Annotated in this window: 16 protein-coding genes and 1 pseudogene; 2 read left to right on the top strand and 15 right to left on the bottom strand. The window is 38.3% G+C overall.

From position 1 onward, the window contains the following. Positions 1-291: 291 nt before the first annotated feature. Positions 292-1722 (top strand): IS4 family transposase, encoded by a 1431-nt coding sequence (locus ACQQ2I_RS09750; protein ID WP_431028138.1) that lies wholly within the window; start codon positions 292-294, stop codon positions 1720-1722. 399 nt (positions 1723-2121) lie between these two features. Here ACQQ2I_RS09750 and ACQQ2I_RS09745 read toward each other — a convergent pair whose 3' ends face one another. The 7 genes from ACQQ2I_RS09745 to ACQQ2I_RS09715 form a co-directional block, all read right to left on the bottom strand. After that, entirely contained in the window at positions 2122-2277 is a 156-nt protein-coding gene (locus ACQQ2I_RS09745; protein ID WP_431030321.1) for a hypothetical protein, read from the bottom strand. Between the two features lie 777 nt (positions 2278-3054). Then, a complete protein-coding gene (gene phnX, locus ACQQ2I_RS09740; RefSeq protein WP_431030320.1) occupies positions 3055-3849 on the bottom strand; it encodes a phosphonoacetaldehyde hydrolase in 795 nt (264 codons plus the stop codon). A 24-nt stretch (positions 3850-3873) separates the two neighbouring features. Then, positions 3874-4719, bottom strand: a complete 846-nt coding sequence (locus tag ACQQ2I_RS09735) for a PhnE/PtxC family ABC transporter permease (protein WP_431030319.1) — start codon at positions 4717-4719, stop codon at positions 3874-3876. Continuing rightward, positions 4719-5504: a phosphonate ABC transporter, permease protein PhnE gene (gene phnE / locus ACQQ2I_RS09730; protein ID WP_431030318.1), complete on the bottom strand. Its 786-nt coding sequence runs from the start codon at positions 5502-5504 to the stop codon at positions 4719-4721. The genes ACQQ2I_RS09735 and phnE overlap by 1 nt, the downstream gene beginning before the upstream one ends. 11 nt (positions 5505-5515) lie before the next feature. After that, a complete protein-coding gene (gene phnC / locus ACQQ2I_RS09725) occupies positions 5516-6280 on the bottom strand; it encodes a phosphonate ABC transporter ATP-binding protein (protein WP_431030489.1) in 765 nt (254 codons plus the stop codon). A 33-nt stretch (positions 6281-6313) separates the two neighbouring features. Next, the gene (locus ACQQ2I_RS09720) at positions 6314-7342 is read right to left on the bottom strand and encodes a PhnD/SsuA/transferrin family substrate-binding protein (protein WP_431030317.1); all 1029 of its coding nucleotides are present in this window, start codon (positions 7340-7342) and stop codon (positions 6314-6316) included. Between the two features lie 14 nt (positions 7343-7356). Beyond that, positions 7357-8493 carry a phosphonoacetaldehyde reductase gene (locus tag ACQQ2I_RS09715; protein WP_431030316.1) on the bottom strand — a complete coding sequence of 379 codons (1137 nt, stop codon included), beginning with the start codon at positions 8491-8493 and terminating at the stop codon, positions 7357-7359. A 257-nt stretch (positions 8494-8750) separates the two neighbouring features. Between ACQQ2I_RS09715 and ACQQ2I_RS09710 the strand changes: the two genes are divergently transcribed. After that, the gene (locus ACQQ2I_RS09710) at positions 8751-9530 is read left to right on the top strand and encodes a DeoR/GlpR family DNA-binding transcription regulator (RefSeq protein ID WP_431030315.1); all 780 of its coding nucleotides are present in this window, start codon (positions 8751-8753) and stop codon (positions 9528-9530) included. 332 nt (positions 9531-9862) lie between these two features. Here the strand turns inward: ACQQ2I_RS09710 and ACQQ2I_RS09705 are convergent, their stop codons facing one another. The 8 genes and pseudogenes from ACQQ2I_RS09705 to leuB form a co-directional block, all read right to left on the bottom strand. Next, positions 9863-10249, bottom strand: a complete 387-nt coding sequence (locus ACQQ2I_RS09705) for an STAS domain-containing protein (protein WP_431030314.1) — start codon at positions 10247-10249, stop codon at positions 9863-9865. A 42-nt stretch (positions 10250-10291) separates the two neighbouring features. Beyond that, a complete protein-coding gene (locus tag ACQQ2I_RS09700; protein ID WP_431030313.1) occupies positions 10292-11986 on the bottom strand; it encodes a methyl-accepting chemotaxis protein in 1695 nt (564 codons plus the stop codon). A 27-nt stretch (positions 11987-12013) separates the two neighbouring features. Then, positions 12014-12433 (bottom strand): ATP-binding protein, encoded by a 420-nt coding sequence (locus ACQQ2I_RS09695; protein WP_431030312.1) that lies wholly within the window; start codon positions 12431-12433, stop codon positions 12014-12016. Between the two features lie 6 nt (positions 12434-12439). Continuing rightward, positions 12440-13576 carry a SpoIIE family protein phosphatase gene (locus tag ACQQ2I_RS09690; RefSeq protein ID WP_431030311.1) on the bottom strand — a complete coding sequence of 379 codons (1137 nt, stop codon included), beginning with the start codon at positions 13574-13576 and terminating at the stop codon, positions 12440-12442. A 523-nt stretch (positions 13577-14099) separates the two neighbouring features. Continuing rightward, a pseudogene (locus ACQQ2I_RS09685) lies at positions 14100-14237 on the bottom strand (DUF4275 family protein); the annotation flags it as partial. Positions 14238-14562: 325 nt separating this feature from the next. Beyond that, positions 14563-15156: a 3-isopropylmalate dehydratase small subunit gene (gene leuD / locus ACQQ2I_RS09680; protein ID WP_431030310.1), complete on the bottom strand. Its 594-nt coding sequence runs from the start codon at positions 15154-15156 to the stop codon at positions 14563-14565. A 16-nt stretch (positions 15157-15172) separates the two neighbouring features. Next, the gene (gene leuC / locus ACQQ2I_RS09675; RefSeq protein WP_431030309.1) at positions 15173-16579 is read right to left on the bottom strand and encodes a 3-isopropylmalate dehydratase large subunit; all 1407 of its coding nucleotides are present in this window, start codon (positions 16577-16579) and stop codon (positions 15173-15175) included. Between the two features lie 15 nt (positions 16580-16594). Then, positions 16595-17695 carry a 3-isopropylmalate dehydrogenase gene (leuB, locus tag ACQQ2I_RS09670; RefSeq protein ID WP_431030308.1) on the bottom strand — a complete coding sequence of 367 codons (1101 nt, stop codon included), beginning with the start codon at positions 17693-17695 and terminating at the stop codon, positions 16595-16597. Positions 17696-17740: the final 45 nt, after the last annotated feature.

The following is a 17740-nucleotide window of genomic DNA, read 5'->3' as shown; positions in this document are numbered from 1 at the left end:
ACAAACGTTGATTTAACGGTATTTGTCGCTTTTTTGGTGGAACATTGTTTATACAGGGCTTTATGCAACTTTGATAAAATCCAGTATCAGCAATGGTTTAGACGACTTCAAGGGATTGTTGCGTTATTCGTGTTACTGAATAAAATCCTATATATTCTTAACGTTGTAAATCCGCATTTTCCTGACGCTACCCCATACCCATCAAGCTAACGAAACTAATTTCCCCAAAATCGAAAAAAATGCTATTCTTTCTGTAAAAACATTCGTTTACGAGAAAGGGTGGCGTTTTTGATGAATCCAATCATTTCAAATGAACTACATCTTTTCGCACAAGAATTACAACGCTGTCTCTCCCCAATAATCCTACAAAAAATGGCCAAACAAGTTGGCTTTGTCCAGCGAGCTAGTAAGTATCAAGCAAACGAACTGATGGCCCTTTGTGTATGGCTTAGTCAGGAAATCGCTAGCACATCCCTTCCACAATTGTGCAGTCGGTTAGAAGCTTCCACCGGGGTACTCATGAGCCCAGAAGGATTGAATCAACGCTTTAATTCGGCAGCTGTCGCCTTTCTCCAAGAAGCCTTTACTTTCCTCCTCACACAAAAACTTTGTGCGACACAATCCCTCTCTTCACGTATCCTTTCTGCTTTCGAACGTATTCGGATTTTAGACGCGACGGTGTTTCAACTTCCTGATTCCTTTGCCACTGATTATCAAGGCTCTGGAGGGAGTAGTAACACAGCTGGTGTCAAAATCCAACTTGAATATGATCTGCTTAGTGGTCAATTCTTACATGTGCAGCTTGGGCCGGGAAAGAACAATGATAAAACATACGGCACTGTTTGTCTTGAAACCGTTGAAAAAGGAGACCTCTGTTTACGTGATCTCGGTTATTTCGATTTAAGCGATCTACAAGCGATTCACGATAAAGAGGCATACTATATCTCGCGTTTGAAGCTGAATACACGCATTTATATCAAGAACCCTGAGCCGGAATACTTCAAAAATGGCACGCTAAAAAAGCAAACCGAATACATCCAGCTGGATATGGCACAGATGATGGCTAGTCTAACCCCTGGTGAAACGCTAGAAATCTCCGAGGCATACATTGGTCAAAATCAGAAGCTGCCAACACGTGTCATCATCCATCGTTTAACCGACGATCAAACCCAAACACGCCTGAAAAACCAAGCGATACGTGAAAAGAAAAAAGGCATTGTCATGAAGGAGAAAAGCAAACGTTTAATGGGCATGAATGTGTATATCACGAACACATCGTCAGAAGAAGTGCCGACGAACTACGTGCATGCCTTGTATTCACTACGTTGGCAGATTGAAATTTTATTTAAAACATGGAAGTCGTTCTTTGAAATGGACGCGTGTAAGAAGATCAAAAAAGAACGTCTTGAATGCCATTTATATGGCCAACTCATTGGCATTCTGGTCTGTTCTTCCACCATGTTTCAAATGAGACAGCTCCTGCTTGAAAAGAAAAAGCAGGAACTGAGTGAATATAAAGCGATTTACATGGTGAAAGATTACTTTCCATTACTGTTCCGAGCCATGGCAGTTGGCACAGATGAACTCTTGAACATGCTACATCGCCTTTATCAGCTACTCAAAAAGAACGGTCGCAAATGTCATCGCTATAAGAAGCAGACCGTCTTCGATATTCTGGGTGTTGTTTATGAAATGACGATGAATAAAAGACAAGTCACCTAGCGAAAAAAATCACATTTTCATCGGTTTATTTGGTCTGTTTATTTTTCCAAAACGCAGGAGTCACAGTACAAAACTCAAGGGGGAGCTAGGGTTTTTCACGGTTAGCTTGATGGTTATGTGACGCTACCCCATTTAGTAATTTCCATTTCACTTTCTCCCTTCATTACTCTTTTGTAAAATTTCATTTTTGTTGAAACTCACGTAGCGTCATAATTTATATTCCTTATTAGGAGGTGTTAGGCATGAAAAAATATTTTCAATGGAAAAATATTTATATTGGTAAGATTGACAAAGATCATCCTCAATCAAAAATAATCAACAAAACAATAGAAGAGTCATTTACTAACTACAAACGGTATTAGCCCTATTTTCACTAAACATTGACGGAATGTTGAGTAACTACTCTTTACCGCCATTTAAATAATGCACACGCTCCGCTGCTTCTTCACGTTTACCGTGGTCACTATCTGTATGCCACTCTCCATCCAGTGCATAATATCCTACCATATAAAGACCAGGCTCTGATTGAATATAAACCCATTTAGTATTTTCCATTCCCCCTTTATCTGACGAATTGAGCAGTACCAAAAAATTCAATTTATTTTTTAACCTAAATTTAACCTTTCTCCGTTATTCTGTTACTGGGAGATAAGTTTTAAAAATCTATCGCTGACGGATCGCCGTGTGCGATGAAGGCTCGTTATAAAACTGAGATAGATAGAAGGAATAAGACGAGAATAGCGGACCAAGAACATTAACATTCAGTTCATATACTCTGCATGAGTCAGCAGCAAACGATGGTACTTTTACTGAAACAATAGTGGTTATATTAGTAGGGGATACTTTCACCAATTTACCTTTTGTATTTGGTACTGAATTCGATTCATATTATGGTTATATAATTGGGTTTTATGGAGATCATAGTATATCTAACCATATTCAAGTGACGAGAGATAGTGATACACAATTAACACTTCGTTTTCCTGCGACAGCTCTAAAACACGGAAATGTAGATGATGGATCATTTTCATTCTTGTTATACAGTAATGCTTTTGTCAGTGGAGGAAATACTGAAAAACTTACTATTAATGTCGATTTTAATGATTAATCCATTATTGTTAGTGTAAAGAATGCTCTATATTTATTTTAACCTCACCTTAGCATTAGGTGGGGGTTCTTTTTGCGTCAAACATCACTTAATCGGTTAATAAATAGATCCCCCCTTCCCGCTACCGAACTATCGGTATGCGGGTTCTTTATGTTTTCTAGATAAATCCTTCTCAATAAAAAAGCATGCAAAGGCATATTTGACCTTGCATGCTTTTCAACACTTTAACTATTTAAGCGCTCATTTATTTTATCAATTAATGCAGGTAGCTCATTCATTGTACGAATTGTATAATGCGCGCCATGATTTTTAAATTTTTGAGCGGTTGCTTCAATGATTTGTTCCTTTTGCTCAGTAGTTAATGCTTCATATTCTTCTTGGCTTAAGCCCATTTCAGAGCTTCCAATCACTACGCCAACAGCCCAAACCCCTGCATGTAATGCTTCATTTATATCTGAAATTGTGTCACCCACCTTGACAACCTGTTGTACAGCCTGTAATTGAAGCTGTTCCATATTACGATAAATCATGTATGGATATGGTCTCCCAAAAGAGTTCGTTGCATCAGGTGTAATATAAAAATCTGGACTATAACCTTTTGCCTTAGCATTGGGCACAACGACATCCATCATCATTTGTGTGTAACCCGTTGTCGAACCAATTTTTAGTCCTTTACTTCGTAATTGCGTAACAATTTCTACTACACCATCAATCGGATCTGTAAAAGTAACCAATGTTTTCATTAAGCTCTCTTCAAATTTCACATAAAGCGCCTCTACATCCTGTTCAGTAAAGGGACTTCCATGTACCTCCTGCCAAAGTTGTTCGATTCTTGGCATTTGAAGCATCGTACGGATATGATCGATTTTAAGCATACCCATCGGTTTTCTTGCTTCGTCAATCGTCACTTCAACACCTGCATCTTCAAAAATTTCTACAAAAACATTGACTGGTGCCATACAGCCAAAGTCTACTGTCGTCCCTGCCCAATCTAAAATAATTCCTTCAATTGCTTTCATATTACGTCCTCCAAATCATCTTTCTTACTGAGCCTTCGCTGGGAAGAAACGTTTTTTTAATTGTGTTGATGCAATTTCTAATAAAATTGCGATGATTAATATAAAGTATGTAATCATCCCTGCCTCACGCAAATCAAAATAGAAGCTTGATGCCATAAATAATTCAAAGCCAATACCACCAGCACCCGCTGCTGCCCCCATTGCAACAGCTACACCAAAGTTAATCTCAAAGCGTAAAAATACCCATGATAGCAAATACGTAAATGTCGTAGGAATGACCGCATGAATAACGATATGCCACCAATTTGCTCCACTAGCACGTAAAGCTTCAATAATGCCTGAATCCATTTCCTCAAAAGCTTCAGAAAATGCCTTTACTAAATACGCTATCGAATGCAGTAGCATCCCTAATATTGCTGCTTCACTCCCTAACCCCGCAGAAATCGCAAAGATCAATACCCATAAAACTGTTGGTACAGCACGAATAAATGCCATGACCATTCGTACAGCCTTTGATAGCCATTCAGTTGATAAATTCGTAGCCGCCATTAAAGCGAGCCCTAACGCAATCACTGCCCCAATAATCGTTGATAAAAAAGCAAGGCCTACTGTGATGCCAATTTGGTAAAATGCTTCTCCCCAACTAAAATGGGAGAGCCCTGGCTCTAAAACCATTACTTTAATATTACTTAACGTATCAATAATCGCTGTTTTTAGCTCTAGCCCTTTATAGTCAAATATGAAGAACGCAAAAATTGTTGATAGAGTGAAAATTAGTAGCATCATACGCATATAAATATCTGCTCGTGCATATTTCTTTAACGGAATATGTCGTTTATGAGGTGGATTATTTTCCATAACCTGTACCATTATAAAATCACCTTTCGCACATGATTTGAACACACATCAATGACAATAACGGCTACAACGATACAAAGCGTAATGAGTGATACTACATTGTAGTTCAGCATTTTATAATAAATATCAAACACATAGCCAATGCCCGTCCCCGTTAAAATACCTACCAGTGTTGCATTACGAATATTCGTCTCAATCATAAATAAGATCCAACTAATGACCTGTGGTAAACACTGTGGCAATACACCTTTAAAGACGATTTGAAAATATGTTGCTCCAGTTGCTTGTAAGCCTTCAATAGACTTATCACCTGCTTCATCGATAGATTCGATAAACGCACGCGTCAAAAAGCCTGTTGAGCCTACAAATAAAGCTAAAAAACCTGTCACCGAATTTTGTCCAAACGATAACAATAACACGAGTGCCCAGACCACAACCGGGATATTCCGTGAAAGCGATGCTACAAATCGAGAAAACAGCATCAACGGTTTATTGACCATCGTTTTAGCAGAGCCAAATAACCCTAAAAATAGTGCTATGATTGCACCAAATACAGTAGCCGCAATAGACATAAAAATCGTTTCAAATAATGACGCTAGTATAATCGGTAATTTTTCTAACGACTCCCCTGTTACAAATAAATTTGATAGCATCCATAACAGAGCATCCGGCAAGGTAATCATGCCCTCTACAACGTTAAATTGAGTGATGGCAGCAGAGCCATAAGTAAACAGCACAATGATGATTAGAAAAAACCATGTATGCCAGTTACTGCGTTTCAGTTTGTTATCAATCATGTTAGTTCTCCTTATATCATGATTAAATCTTGCATGTTCGAACTATAAATATTTTGGATTTCCGTATTTGTCAGTGCCGCGCTACGATCGTCGAAAACAATATTACCTTTATTTAAGCCAATGATACGGTCCGAATAATGCTGCGCAACCTCCACCTGATGCAGGTTAACGACTACAGCAATGCCTAGCTCAGAAGAAATCATCTTCAAATAATCCATAATAACTTTTGAAGAGCTCGGATCCAACGAAGCAATGGGTTCATCACATAATATTAAGGAAGGCTCCTGGATAAGCGCTCGACAAATCCCAACACGCTGTTGCTGTCCGCCACTCAATTGGTCACAGCGTTTATATGCATGCTCTGCAATACCAAGCTTCTCTAATAGGAAGAAGGCGCGTTCCTTTTCCTTTTGCGTATAGCGATTAAAAACTCCCTGCAAAGTCGTTTTATAGCCAAAACGACCATGCAGTACATTTTCTAATACACTCAAGCGTGGAACTAAATTATAATGCTGAAAAATCATGCCGATTTTCGTGCGTGCTTTTCGTAGCTCTTTTTTGTTTAGTTGACCGATATTTTGTTCATTAAACAGGATGGTTCCGTGATTAAATTCCACCATGCGATTAATACAGCGTAGTAACGTTGATTTTCCTGCACCTGAAGGACCGATAATCGAAATAAACTCTCCTGGATAAACTTCAAAACTAATATCCTTTAACACTTTTGTTTCTTCGTTATAATACTTTTCTACTTGATCGACTTGTAATAATGGCATCATCTCGAATATCCTCGCTTTTAATGTCGCTAATTATTTTGTTAATTCACGAATTGGGTTAAACCATGCATCCTCAACTACTAAGAAGCGTTCTTCGCCTTCTTTCGTGAATAATGTGGCAATCTCACTATCTTTTAAGCCAAAAATCATTTCATTATTTGCAAACTCATCCGAAGTGAATAAAGCTTGAATTGTATCAAAATCTTCCTGCCCCATTGTTTCTAAATTCGCAACGAATGGTTCGTTTAATACAGGCGTTACATTCATTAATGCAAAATCCTTACCCGTCACTGTGTTAAATGGCTCTGCTGCATTTGCTTTTACTGTATAAATAGCACCTAGTGTGTTTGCTTCTCCGTCTTTTAGCTCCACATATTCTTCTACACATGTATCACAGAATGCCGCTACATCTACATCATCCTTTAACAAATTCACGGCTGATCCTTGATGCGAGTTACCGAATAATACTTGCTCGAATAATTCAGCACCTGTCATGATGCTTTCCTCAGATAAGTCTGCGTATTTATCGTTTTCTGAGAAGTGCTTAATGATTGTTGCAGATGGCACTTTAAAGCCTGATGTTGAGCTATTAGATACAAATGAAATCGATTTCCCTTCAATCGTATCTAATGAAAATTCGCCATCCTTTTTGAACGCATCTTGCTCATTTACATCCACAGCTAGCCAGCTATAATAAATTGCATCATCTAATGTTCCAGACTCACCTGATTGTACTGCTAGCGGAATAACAGCATCATTCTTTTCCTTTGCTTCGATATAGCTGTTTGACCCCATAAAGCCCATATCTGCATTGCCATTTGCAATTGTTTCAATCGCAATAGCATAGTCCGTCGTTAAGTGGTGCTTCACTTCCTTGCCTGTTGCTTCCTCGATTAATTCTCCAATCTCATCACGTGATGCCTTTAAATCTGACCCAGATTCATTTGGATACCAAACGATGTCGATTACGTCGTCTACCTTACCTTCTGTTGTTTGCCCAGAGCATGCTGCTAAAGCTGTTGATAGTGCTAAAATGGATGATATTAAAAGTGTTTTTTTCATTGTTCTATACCTTCCTATTCATAGATTGAGATTAAAATATTTTTTACATCTGTTTCTGTTAATACAACTGGATTGTTATCCATACGACCTTTTGTAAATGCATTTTCTACAATACGATCAATACTTTCATGTGTTCCTTTATATTGCACAAGTCTTGTAGCAAAGCCCGCTCTCTCCTGTACACTTTCGATCCATTGCTGTATTTCATCAAAGGTACGGTGACCAAATGCTTCAAGCAATTGTTGTTTTTCAGGGATGCTCTCAAAATTAATAGCTAACACTTTTGCTAACGTTAAGCTTGCTGCCACACCGTGTGAAACCCCAAGCTCCATCGTTAATGGGTACGAGATTGAATGACAAGCTGTTGTTCGTGTATTACTAAAGGCCAAGCCTGCATACATACTTGCTAAAGCAATCTCACGTCGATACTGTAAATGATTCGGCGTTTCGATTAGCAACTCTAAATGTTGCGTAATGCGCTTAATTGCCTCTTTTGCATAAACTCTCGAAATATCATTTGATTTTCTTGACCAGTATGCCTCTGTTGCATGACATAGTGCATCTAGTGCTGTCGAAACCGTGATACTAATTGGTAATGAGGCTGTTAATGTATAATCAATAATCGCGGCATAGGCATACAACGATGGATGATCAATGGATAGCTTAATCCCTTGCTTTTTGTGCCAAATTGTTGCCCAGCATGTTAGCTCTGAGCCAGTTCCAGAAGTGGTTGGAATGCCAATCCAAGGTGTTGTTTGCTCATTATTCACGTAGTCCTTTTGTTCAATAATCGTTAGCAGCTGCTCGGAAGATTCAATTAGCATTCCTTTAATCGCGGCTAACGATTTAGATAAATCCAGTACACTTCCCCCACCAATGCCGACAATGCAATCAAAATCAAATTCTTTCGTCTGATTAAATAGCGCGAATAAATCATCTACAGTAGGATTGGAAATTTCAATATCTACTTGCTGCACTTCGTAATGCTGAAGACAACTTTTTAGCTCGGCGCTTTCTGACGAGTCGTTAAAATTACCGCCACGAGTTAGTAAAAGTACTTTCGCTGCCTTTAGCGGCATTTTATCAAGTACTTGCTGTAAAACCGTTAGTTTCTCGACGTGTATTGTTACTGGATTAAAAAAAGTTCCCATTTTTTATCTCTTCCTTCTTTGTAATCTACTATATTTATGCATTTAGCTTATTTACTCTTTCCTTTCTCGCATGTTTTTGCTTACATTTGCAATATTAATCAGCTTTTTGCTGTTTTTCAATCCCTTTTTCAGCATCTTTACATGAACTTATTAAATTTACATTCCATTAATATATTGTTAATAATCATAAATATATTCACTAAAGAGCATACTTTTGCTATAATCATTAATAAACATAGCGGAAAGGAGCATGCATCTTGTTACAAGAAATTAGGCATACTCAAATAGAATCTTTCTTATTAAAGCAAAAAGCCGCAAAAGCATCCGAACTTGCAGCTATTTTAGATGTTTCCATTGATACTGTGCGTAGAGATTTAGAAATGCTAGAGAAAAAGGGCATTGTCAAGCGAGTACACGGTGGAGCGGTATTAAAGCAAAAGGAAAATAACGTATTAAACAAATTGTTTGAGGAACGTGAGGTAGCTAATTTACAGGAAAAGCAATCCATCGCTTCCTTTGCAGTAGAATTAATCGAGGAAGGTCAAGCAATCGCTTTAAATGGCGGTACTACTACGGCAGAGCTAGCAAAAGTCATCGTTAATAAATTTCAGCGCCTGACGATTATTACGAATGACTTACGCATCGTCAGCATTTTAAGTACAAACAAACAATTCAACATCATATTAACAGGCGGCTTTTATAATTCGGAAGAGTTTACTTTATACGGCCCACAATGCGAAGCAGTGCTTAGCAATTTAAATATTGATACAGCCTTTATCACAGTTAATGGCTTATCTATTCAGGATGGCTTAACAGACTTCCGCATTCATGAGGTTGGCGTTATTCAAACGATCCTCGCTCGCACAAAAAATAAAATCGTCATTGCTGACACGTCGAAATTTGAAACTTCATCATTAATGACTATTTGTCCGCTACAGGATATCGACATGGTCATTACCGATTACCATATTCCACAGGAGTTGATCGACCAATATAACAATCATCAAATTCGAGTTTTACATAGCAATGAATCGTAACACACGTAAACGAACACCGATATGCTGAAAAAGTCGATTTATACCAATATTCTTGGTACAAATCGACTTTTCACTTTTATGGAATTATGGCAACAGCAAATAACATACTTTTAAAAATTCTATAATTTTCAGGGACCTAGTTAATCTAAGAGGGATATTTTTATGCCAAGAAGTAAACTTTCGAACAGATTAAAAGACATAATTCTCGTAAAATACCTCCTTGGATTTGATTACTTCTTTGTTAGCCGGATTTATTTCGGTTGATGTGTTTAATAGGGTAAAAGAAAAAGCATATCCTAAAAAATTAGGATACACTTTTCTTAAGATTCATTTTAATATTCGTTAATTGACAGTTCACCTGTCCATTCACTTTTTATCATGTTTCTTGCTTCGTCTTCTGATGTAACAATCGGAAACACTTTATCACATTGCGATATGGCAAATAAGTTGCGTATGAAATCATCAACAACGATAATGACAATTTTCTTCCCTTGCACTGATACTTTTTTCGCGAAATTGACAATCATCCCAAAGCCTGTGCTGTCAATATTTGCAACCTTCTGTAGATCAATGACATAACCTAACCCTGTATGTAAAGGAAGGTTTTGTAGCTCGGCTTTTACGTCTTTAAGAATGCCATATTCTAAGCTTCCTGTTAAAGCAATGACATTATATTCTTTTTTTTCAGTAATGCTAACTGCAACCTTGTTTCGCTCCATTAAACTATCCCTCACTTATTTTATCTTTTAGAAATACATCCTTTAAAATTTAAACTTATTCACCTCATTGCGCAGTTTGTCAGCCACTTCTGCTAGTTCATCCGCATTTGATGTAATTTCTGCAACCGTTGCGTATTGCTCCTCTGATGTCGCAGCAACCTCCTCTGTCGCAGCAGCCGATTCTTCAATAATGCTCGAAATTTCATGAATTGCGTGTTGGACATTTTGTGAATTTGTATGCACATGTGAAAATGAATCCTTCATCCGTTCAACACCTTTTTCAGTCACCATTACCTTTTCAACGATTTCCTCAAGTGCTTCTCCGCCTTTATTAATAATCATGACTTGCTCATTAACGGCCAGTAAGTTACTTTCCATCGTTCGAACAGTTACCGAAGTCTCTGCTTGAATATCACTAATTAAGTTTGTAATCTGCCCAGATGCTAGCTTGGATTGCTCAGCTAATTTACGTACCTCTGATGCTACAACCGCAAACCCTTTTCCTTGTTCCCCTGCTCTCGCTGCCTCGATTGCTGCATTTAATGCAAGTAAATTTGTTTGTTCCGCGATGTCACTAATTACTGTAATAATGCCGCCAATCTCCTCCGAGCGTTTCCCGAGCTTTTGAATAGAATCCGTTGCATACGATACAGTTTGCGTCACCGCGCCTAAATGTCTAATCGCCTCGTTAATTGCTTCATCACCTTTTTTCGCAATTTGCGTTGATGTAATGGCGTTGTGCAACGTTTCTTCTGCTCGCTCTATGCTTCGTACGACCTCTTCAATTGTTTGTTGCATCATGACGACGATGCGCTCAGACTGCTCAGCTTGCGTCGTTGTCCCAACAGCAAGATCATTCATCGTGAGCGCCACTTGATTCGCCGCCTCACTCGTTTGATGAGAGGACTCTGACAATTGATTAGAGGAAGTGGCAATTTGATTTGCACTACCTGCTACGATACCGATCGTCTCCTTCAATTGATTTCTCATATCATTAAAGGAATTGGCTAAATCGGCGATCTCATCTTTTCCTTTTGGATTCAGCAATTTAACATCTAAATTTAAGTTTGCTAGTTCCTTTGCATTTCCACTTAAAATATTGATTGGCGTAATTACTTGGCGCTTCATAAATACTGTAATACCTAAAATAATCAACAGTGAAATAATCGATGAAATCAAAATATTTTTTACAGCTGCGCTATTCGCTATATCTAAATAAGGAGCGATTGGTAAAGCTGTAGCCCAAACTCCGATGACCTCTCCAGCACTATTTAAAATCGGGTCATACGCTGCCTGGTGTGGCTCTCCTAATACGTCTGCCGAACCTAAATAGCGTTCATGTTGCTCTAAAACAGCCTTTTTTACTGGTTCTGAAATTTTCGTATGAATCGCACGATCGCCATTCTCTATAATGTTCGTATTAATGCGCGTATCATATTGGAAAATCGAAAATGCATTTCCATCAGTTAGTTCCCCTACTTCGTCGATGATTTCGTAGTTTTCGACCATATTGACATCGCCTTTATAAAGCTCTCCATCAACAATTTGCCACTCACCTGGGATTTTTGCATCAATATAATTATATGAGACTTGAATGTCCGAAAATAACTTCGAATTCGCACTTTCTAACATACTTTCTTTTGTAATAAAGTAATTCGCTACCGCTAAAATGCCAATTAATAAAAAAATACAACTTAAAATAAGAACATTCATTTTTCGTCGAATTGACCACTTCATAAAAAAGCCCCCCTAAACTATGACTTGCTATACATTTATTTTTTTCTGTATGCCGACTAAAAATCGATTGTCAGACAGATGTTCAAACCAAATTTCATCTACCATATTTTTAATGAATAGAAAACCCCTTCCTCTATCTGAAAAATCGACGTCCTCAAAATTCGCAGCTAAAATGCTATCCCACTTCTCCTCTGGTATTCCCATTGCCTCATCGGTCACGGTTACCTTCACTAAATCTTTATCTTTTGTTATATGAATTTCTATTTTTTTCACGTCGGTAAATTGCATTTGTTTCATTGCTTCAACTGCATTAATGACTAGTTCATGTACAACAAAGCAAAGTTCCCTTTTAGTTGGAATTTCATACATTTCGGCGAATGTGGTTATCGTTTGATTCACGAATTGAATCGCCTGCTGATTCGGTTCTACACTAAGTAAAAGTTCCATTCCGAGTCACCTACTTTCAAGCGTTATAGTAATGGATACCACTGAAATATCATCTTTGTACGTATTTTCATATAAATTGTATTGCTCAGCAAATTTGTTAAGTGTGTACGTATTATGTTGAGATGCATAGGAATGGAAAAATTCCGTGTCTAGCTTTTCATTTTCCTGTGTTGAAAGAAGCCCATCCGTATATAAAATAATCCGGCTCCAATCCGCCAAATAAATTTTCTTTTTATTTATTTTCATGTTCGGAAATAAACCTAAAATCGGTGCATTTGCTGCTAACTCCATCGTCTGTTTGTATTTTCCAATCTTTATACCTGCTGGATGAGCGGCATTCACATATTCGACCGTTTTATTTTTCGTATCAATCAGTAAGTAAATCGCCGTAACTAAAAAATGATCGATATCGCTAGCGCTATCAGTAAACATCGTATATATTTGGCGATTCATTTCCTTCATAACAGCAACTGGGTCAACTAAGCGTGTGATGAGCCCTCGTGTTAGTGAGCGAATGGACATCGTCACAAGTGAAGCCGCTATCCCATGTCCCATCACATCATAAAGTAAAACAGCCGTTAAATGATCATCTATTTTAAACCAGCAATACATGTCTCCCCCTAGTATATTCGATGTCAAGTACAATCCATCACACTCGACATGCTTGCGCACCAGACGGGGAGACAATGCGTTTTTCTGCACCTTTTTCGCAAATGTTAAATCATTGTACCGCTGCTCTTCTCGCCTTTTCCGTTGCTGCGATTCTTTGATAAACTTCAATGCAACGAGAATGCGAGATTTAAAATGTAGAAAATCAAACGGCTTCAGTATGAAATCAAAAATGCCTGCTTCAAATACTCGATCGATTGTTTCCGCCTTCTCATACGTTGTTGAAAGTAAAATAGGAACATCAATCCATTTATGCAGTAACTCTATTTTTTGACAAATTCCCTCACAGTTCTTCAGCGTCATTTCAACGTCTAAAATGACTAACTCCAACGTTTCTTTTGTAGCATTAGGCATATATTCAATAGCTGACTCTACCGTTTGAAAGCTGTGTATTTCCGTTATATTCATTCGTTTAAAATAAAGTTGTAGTCGCCATAAATCATTGCCGACCTCTCCAACAATTACTACTGACATCTCCTATTCTCACACCACCTTTACACCACAATGAAAAATAAAATTAAACGAATGCAATTACTTGTATTTAAAATAAAAAATATAAGCATGTTGATTTACCTTTTATTAACAAGAACATTAGGATATATTGATTTCCACAGGCATGGCTTCACCTCATTACTTTCGGCTAATGCCGAAAGTAATGAATTGTCAGCTCATGTTTTTCATTATGGAGTCAAATTGCGTTCCTTCCATTCAACGAGCAAGCCATTTGATCAATCATACCACTTGTCATCTACTAATATTTAAATCATCAGCACATTTAATATACTCTCTCTATTATACAAGAAAATTATAAATTATTATATTTTTTTACAATTATTTCTCTGTGAATTTTAACTTATTACTCCATATGGCTCTTCACAAAATGTGTACTTGACCACACATCAGATGATGAATAGCCGCTTTTGGTTTTTGCGGTATGACTTGAATCCTCATGTCTCCCGTCACTACATGTGCTTTGTCTTTCAAATTAATTGATCGTCTAATCAACCCGTTTTAAAAAATATGGGCCACATATATCTTCGTGTGTATGCACATACGTCCAACTAAAACTATCATCGAAAATATATATATCCTGTTGCGAATTAAAATCTTCCGAAGTGACGTTCATCTCATTTTCGTAAACATATACTCCTGTTTAACACCTACAACAGCCCAATAGACATGTTCCAGCATAACGATTGACTTTAAAAATCAGCCGCCATGTTGCAAACTTATCATCTCATTTGCTTGCATTTCGGCTAAAAATAACTATTTTTTAACAATTCATTCATTGCAGGATTTTGACTGGATACGGTAGTATTTTGCTCATGCCGGATGTTTTTGACCGGATGCAGCGACTTTTTGCTCGGATACCGTAGCTTTTTGACCGTTCAATGTCGACAGTTTTAAGATAATTTATATAAAACACCCTAGCTACAAATATAGCTAGGGTGCTTTTCATCTTATTCAAATACTAAACGTTTTTCTTCGTATGCTTTAATGTGATCTTCATATTGGAATGTTAATGAAATCTCATCCCAACCGTTTAACAGCATTTTCTTATAATATGGATCGATATTGAATGTATACGTTTTACCGTAACTAGTCGTTACTGTTTGCGCTTCTAGATTTACTTCGATTTCTTGTGCTTGCTCTAAACCTTTTGCCAGTAACTCTTCACACTCAGCTTCTGTTAGCTTCACTGGTAAAATACCGTTTTTGAAACAGTTATTGTGGAAAATATCCGCAAATGATGGCGCAATCACTACGTTAAAGCCATAGTCTAAAATAGCCCACGGTGCGTGCTCACGAGATGAACCACAGCCGAAGTTATCTTGTGCTACTAAAATTTGTGCACCTTTATAAGCTGGCTTGTTTAAGATGAAAGATGAAATCTCATTTCCTTCTGCATCAAAGCGCCAGTGATGGAATAGATACTGACCAAAACCTGTACGCTCAATGCGCTTTAAAAACTCTTTAGAAATAATTTGGTCTGTATCGACATTTTTATGATCAAGTGGTGCATACACACTTTTTACGATATTAATTGGTTCCATGGATTTAACCTCCTGCTTATGCTTCTTGCTTAATTAGCGTACGAACATCGACGAAGCGACCGTGAATACCAGCCGCTGCTGCCATTACTGGGGATACTAAATGCGTACGTGCACCTGCACCTTGACGTCCTTCGAAGTTACGGTTTGACGTTGATGCACAGCGTTCGCCTGCTGGAATCACGTCCTCGTTCATACCTAAACAAGCAGAACAGCCTGACTCGCGCCATTCAAAGCCTGCATCTACGAAGATTTGATCTAAACCTTCTTCTTCCGCTGCTTTTTTCGTAGTCCAAGAGCCTGGTACGACAATCCCTTTCACACCGGGTGCTAACTGATTGCCTTTTACGATATCCGCTGCTGCACGTAAGTCTGATAAACGAGAGTTTGTACAAGAACCGATAAATACGTGTTGAATTTCGATATCTGTAATATTTTGTCCTTCTTGTAAGTCCATATATTTTAATGCTTTGTCTAATGCATTACGGTCGATATCGTTATCGTAGTCCGCTTTTGTTGGGACAGTTTTCGTTACACCAATACCCATGGATGGATTTGTACCCCATGTGACGATTGGTTCAATTTCAGATGCTTCAATCTCTAATACAACATCATATGTTGCATCTGCATCTGAAGCTAAGCTTAACCAGTAAGCAGCCGCTTCTTCAAACTGCTTTTGTGGTGCAAAACGACGACCACGTAAATATTCTACTGTTGTTTCGTCAGGAGAGATAAGGCCGGCTTTTGCTCCTGCTTCAATGGACATATTACAAATTGTCATACGCTCTTCCATTGAAAGGGCACGAATCGCTTCACCTGTATACTCGACAATATGGCCCGTACCGATACCGATACCCCATTTTGCGATAATCGCTAAAATAATATCTTTTGCTGTACAACCAAATGGCAGCTCACCGTTTACACGAATTTCCATTGTTGGTGATTTTGTTTGCCATAATGTTTGTGTACTCATCACGTGCTCTACTTCAGATGTACCGATACCAAATGCTAATGCACCGAATGCACCGTGTGTCGCTGTATGTGAGTCACCACATACAATTGTTTTACCTGGTTGTGTTAAACCTAACTCTGGTCCGATTACGTGTACAATCCCTTGGTCAGGGTGCCCGATATCTGCTAGCTGTACACCAAACTCTTTTGCGTTGTCGGCAAGTGTTGTAATTTGCTTTTTCGCAATCGGATCATTAATTATTGGTAAATTTTTTGTCGGTACGTTGTGATCCATTGTAGCAAAGCAAAGATCTGTACGACGTACTTGACGACCAGCTAGGCGTAGCCCCTCAAACGCCTGCGGACTTGTTACTTCATGAATTAAATGAAGATCAATATACAGTAAGTCTGGCTTGCCATCTTCACGATATACGACATGTTGCTCCCAAATTTTTTCGATAATGTTTTTTCCCATTGTCTTCACCAACCCTTAATTATATGAAATCATAATGCTGTCAGAAACGAAGCTTGCATCAATCTCGTTTATAACTTTATCTGTCCATTCATCCGTAGTTAATACACGGTCTCCATCACGTGCTAAGTCTGCCGTGAAGTAGCCATCCTCAAATACCGCATTTACTGCGCGCTCGATTTCTGCTGCTTCTTCTTTTAAGCCAAATGAGTATTGTAGCATCATCGCAACAGAAAGGATTGTCGCTGCTGGGTTTGCTACACCTTGACCTGCTAAATCTGGCGCAGAACCATGTACCGGCTCATAAAGGCCAAATTGATCGCCGCGGATTGACGCAGATGGTAATACACCAAGTGAACCAGTAATAACAGATGCTTCATCCGATAAAATATCACCAAACATATTTTCCGTTACGACTACGTCATAATGGCCTGGGTTTGTAATTAATTTCATCGCAACAGAGTCTACTAAATTATGTTCTACTTCTACATCTGGGTATTGTGCTTTTTTCTCTTCTACAATTTCACGCCATAAGCGAGATGTATCTAGTACGTTTGCTTTATCAACAGAGCAAAGCTTTCCACCGCGCAAGCGAGCTAGCTCAAATGCATTATCGATAATACGCTCAATTTCAGCACGAGAGTAAACACATGTATCCACTGCACCTTCATTCGTTTTCAAACGAGGTTCTCCGAAGTAAATACCGCCTGTTAATTCACGAACAATCATTAAATCCACGTTTTCTGCGACTTCACGCTTTAACGGAGAAGATGCGAGTAAGCTAGGAAACGCTTTTACAGGACGGAGGTTTGCGAATAAATCAAAATGCTTGCGGATTTTTAATAAGCCTTTTTCAGGACGCAACTCTGGTGGATTGTTATCCCATTTTGGACCACCAACTGCACCTAATAGAACAGCATCACTTTCTTCACACATAGCGATTGTTTCATCCGGTAATGGATTATTAAATTGATCAATTGCCGCGCCACCAATCGCTGCATAGCTAAGGTGGAATGTATGATTATATCGTTTACCAATCACTTGTAAAACTTTCACCGCTGAAGCAACTACTTCAGGTCCAATGCCGTCTCCAGGCAATACTGTAATTTTCTTTTCCATTAAAAACACCTTTCCTTTTATCGCAACTTACGCGAATGATTTATC

Source organism: Lysinibacillus sp. LZ02 (genome assembly GCF_050613145.1).
GTDB lineage: Bacteria > Bacillota > Bacilli > Bacillales_A > Planococcaceae > Lysinibacillus_B.
The sequence above is the reverse complement of the archived record's forward strand: the minus strand, read 5'-3'. Positions and strand labels throughout refer to the sequence as shown.

Bases quoted from the DNA above. Each gene is read 5' to 3' on its own strand.
- ACQQ2I_RS09735 (WP_431030319.1), bottom strand. From the start codon at position 4,719: ATGGTACAGGTTATGGAAAATAATCCACCTCATAAACGACATATTCCG.
- ACQQ2I_RS09715 (WP_431030316.1), bottom strand. From the start codon at position 8,493: ATGGGAACTTTTTTTAATCCAGTAACAATACACGTCGAGAAACTAACG.
- leuC (WP_431030309.1), bottom strand. From the start codon at position 16,579: ATGGGAAAAAACATTATCGAAAAAATTTGGGAGCAACATGTCGTATAT.
- phnC (WP_431030489.1), bottom strand. From the start codon at position 6,280: ATGCCATTATTACAAGTCGATCAAGTAGAAAAGTATTATAACGAAGAA.
- ACQQ2I_RS09700 (WP_431030313.1), bottom strand. From the start codon at position 11,986: ATGAAGTGGTCAATTCGACGAAAAATGAATGTTCTTATTTTAAGTTGT.
- leuB (WP_431030308.1), bottom strand. From the start codon at position 17,695: ATGGAAAAGAAAATTACAGTATTGCCTGGAGACGGCATTGGACCTGAA.
- ACQQ2I_RS09695 (WP_431030312.1), bottom strand. From the start codon at position 12,433: ATGGAACTTTTACTTAGTGTAGAACCGAATCAGCAGGCGATTCAATTC.
- phnE (WP_431030318.1), bottom strand. From the start codon at position 5,504: ATGATTGATAACAAACTGAAACGCAGTAACTGGCATACATGGTTTTTT.
- ACQQ2I_RS09745 (WP_431030321.1), bottom strand. From the start codon at position 2,277: ATGGAAAATACTAAATGGGTTTATATTCAATCAGAGCCTGGTCTTTAT.
- leuD (WP_431030310.1), bottom strand. From the start codon at position 15,156: ATGGAACCAATTAATATCGTAAAAAGTGTGTATGCACCACTTGATCAT.
- ACQQ2I_RS09705 (WP_431030314.1), bottom strand. From the start codon at position 10,249: ATGGAGCGAAACAAGGTTGCAGTTAGCATTACTGAAAAAAAAGAATAT.
- ACQQ2I_RS09690 (WP_431030311.1), bottom strand. From the start codon at position 13,576: ATGTCAGTAGTAATTGTTGGAGAGGTCGGCAATGATTTATGGCGACTA.
- phnX (WP_431030320.1), bottom strand. From the start codon at position 3,849: ATGAAAGCAATTGAAGGAATTATTTTAGATTGGGCAGGGACGACAGTA.
- ACQQ2I_RS09750 (WP_431028138.1), top strand. From the start codon at position 292: ATGAATCCAATCATTTCAAATGAACTACATCTTTTCGCACAAGAATTA.
- ACQQ2I_RS09720 (WP_431030317.1), bottom strand. From the start codon at position 7,342: ATGAAAAAAACACTTTTAATATCATCCATTTTAGCACTATCAACAGCT.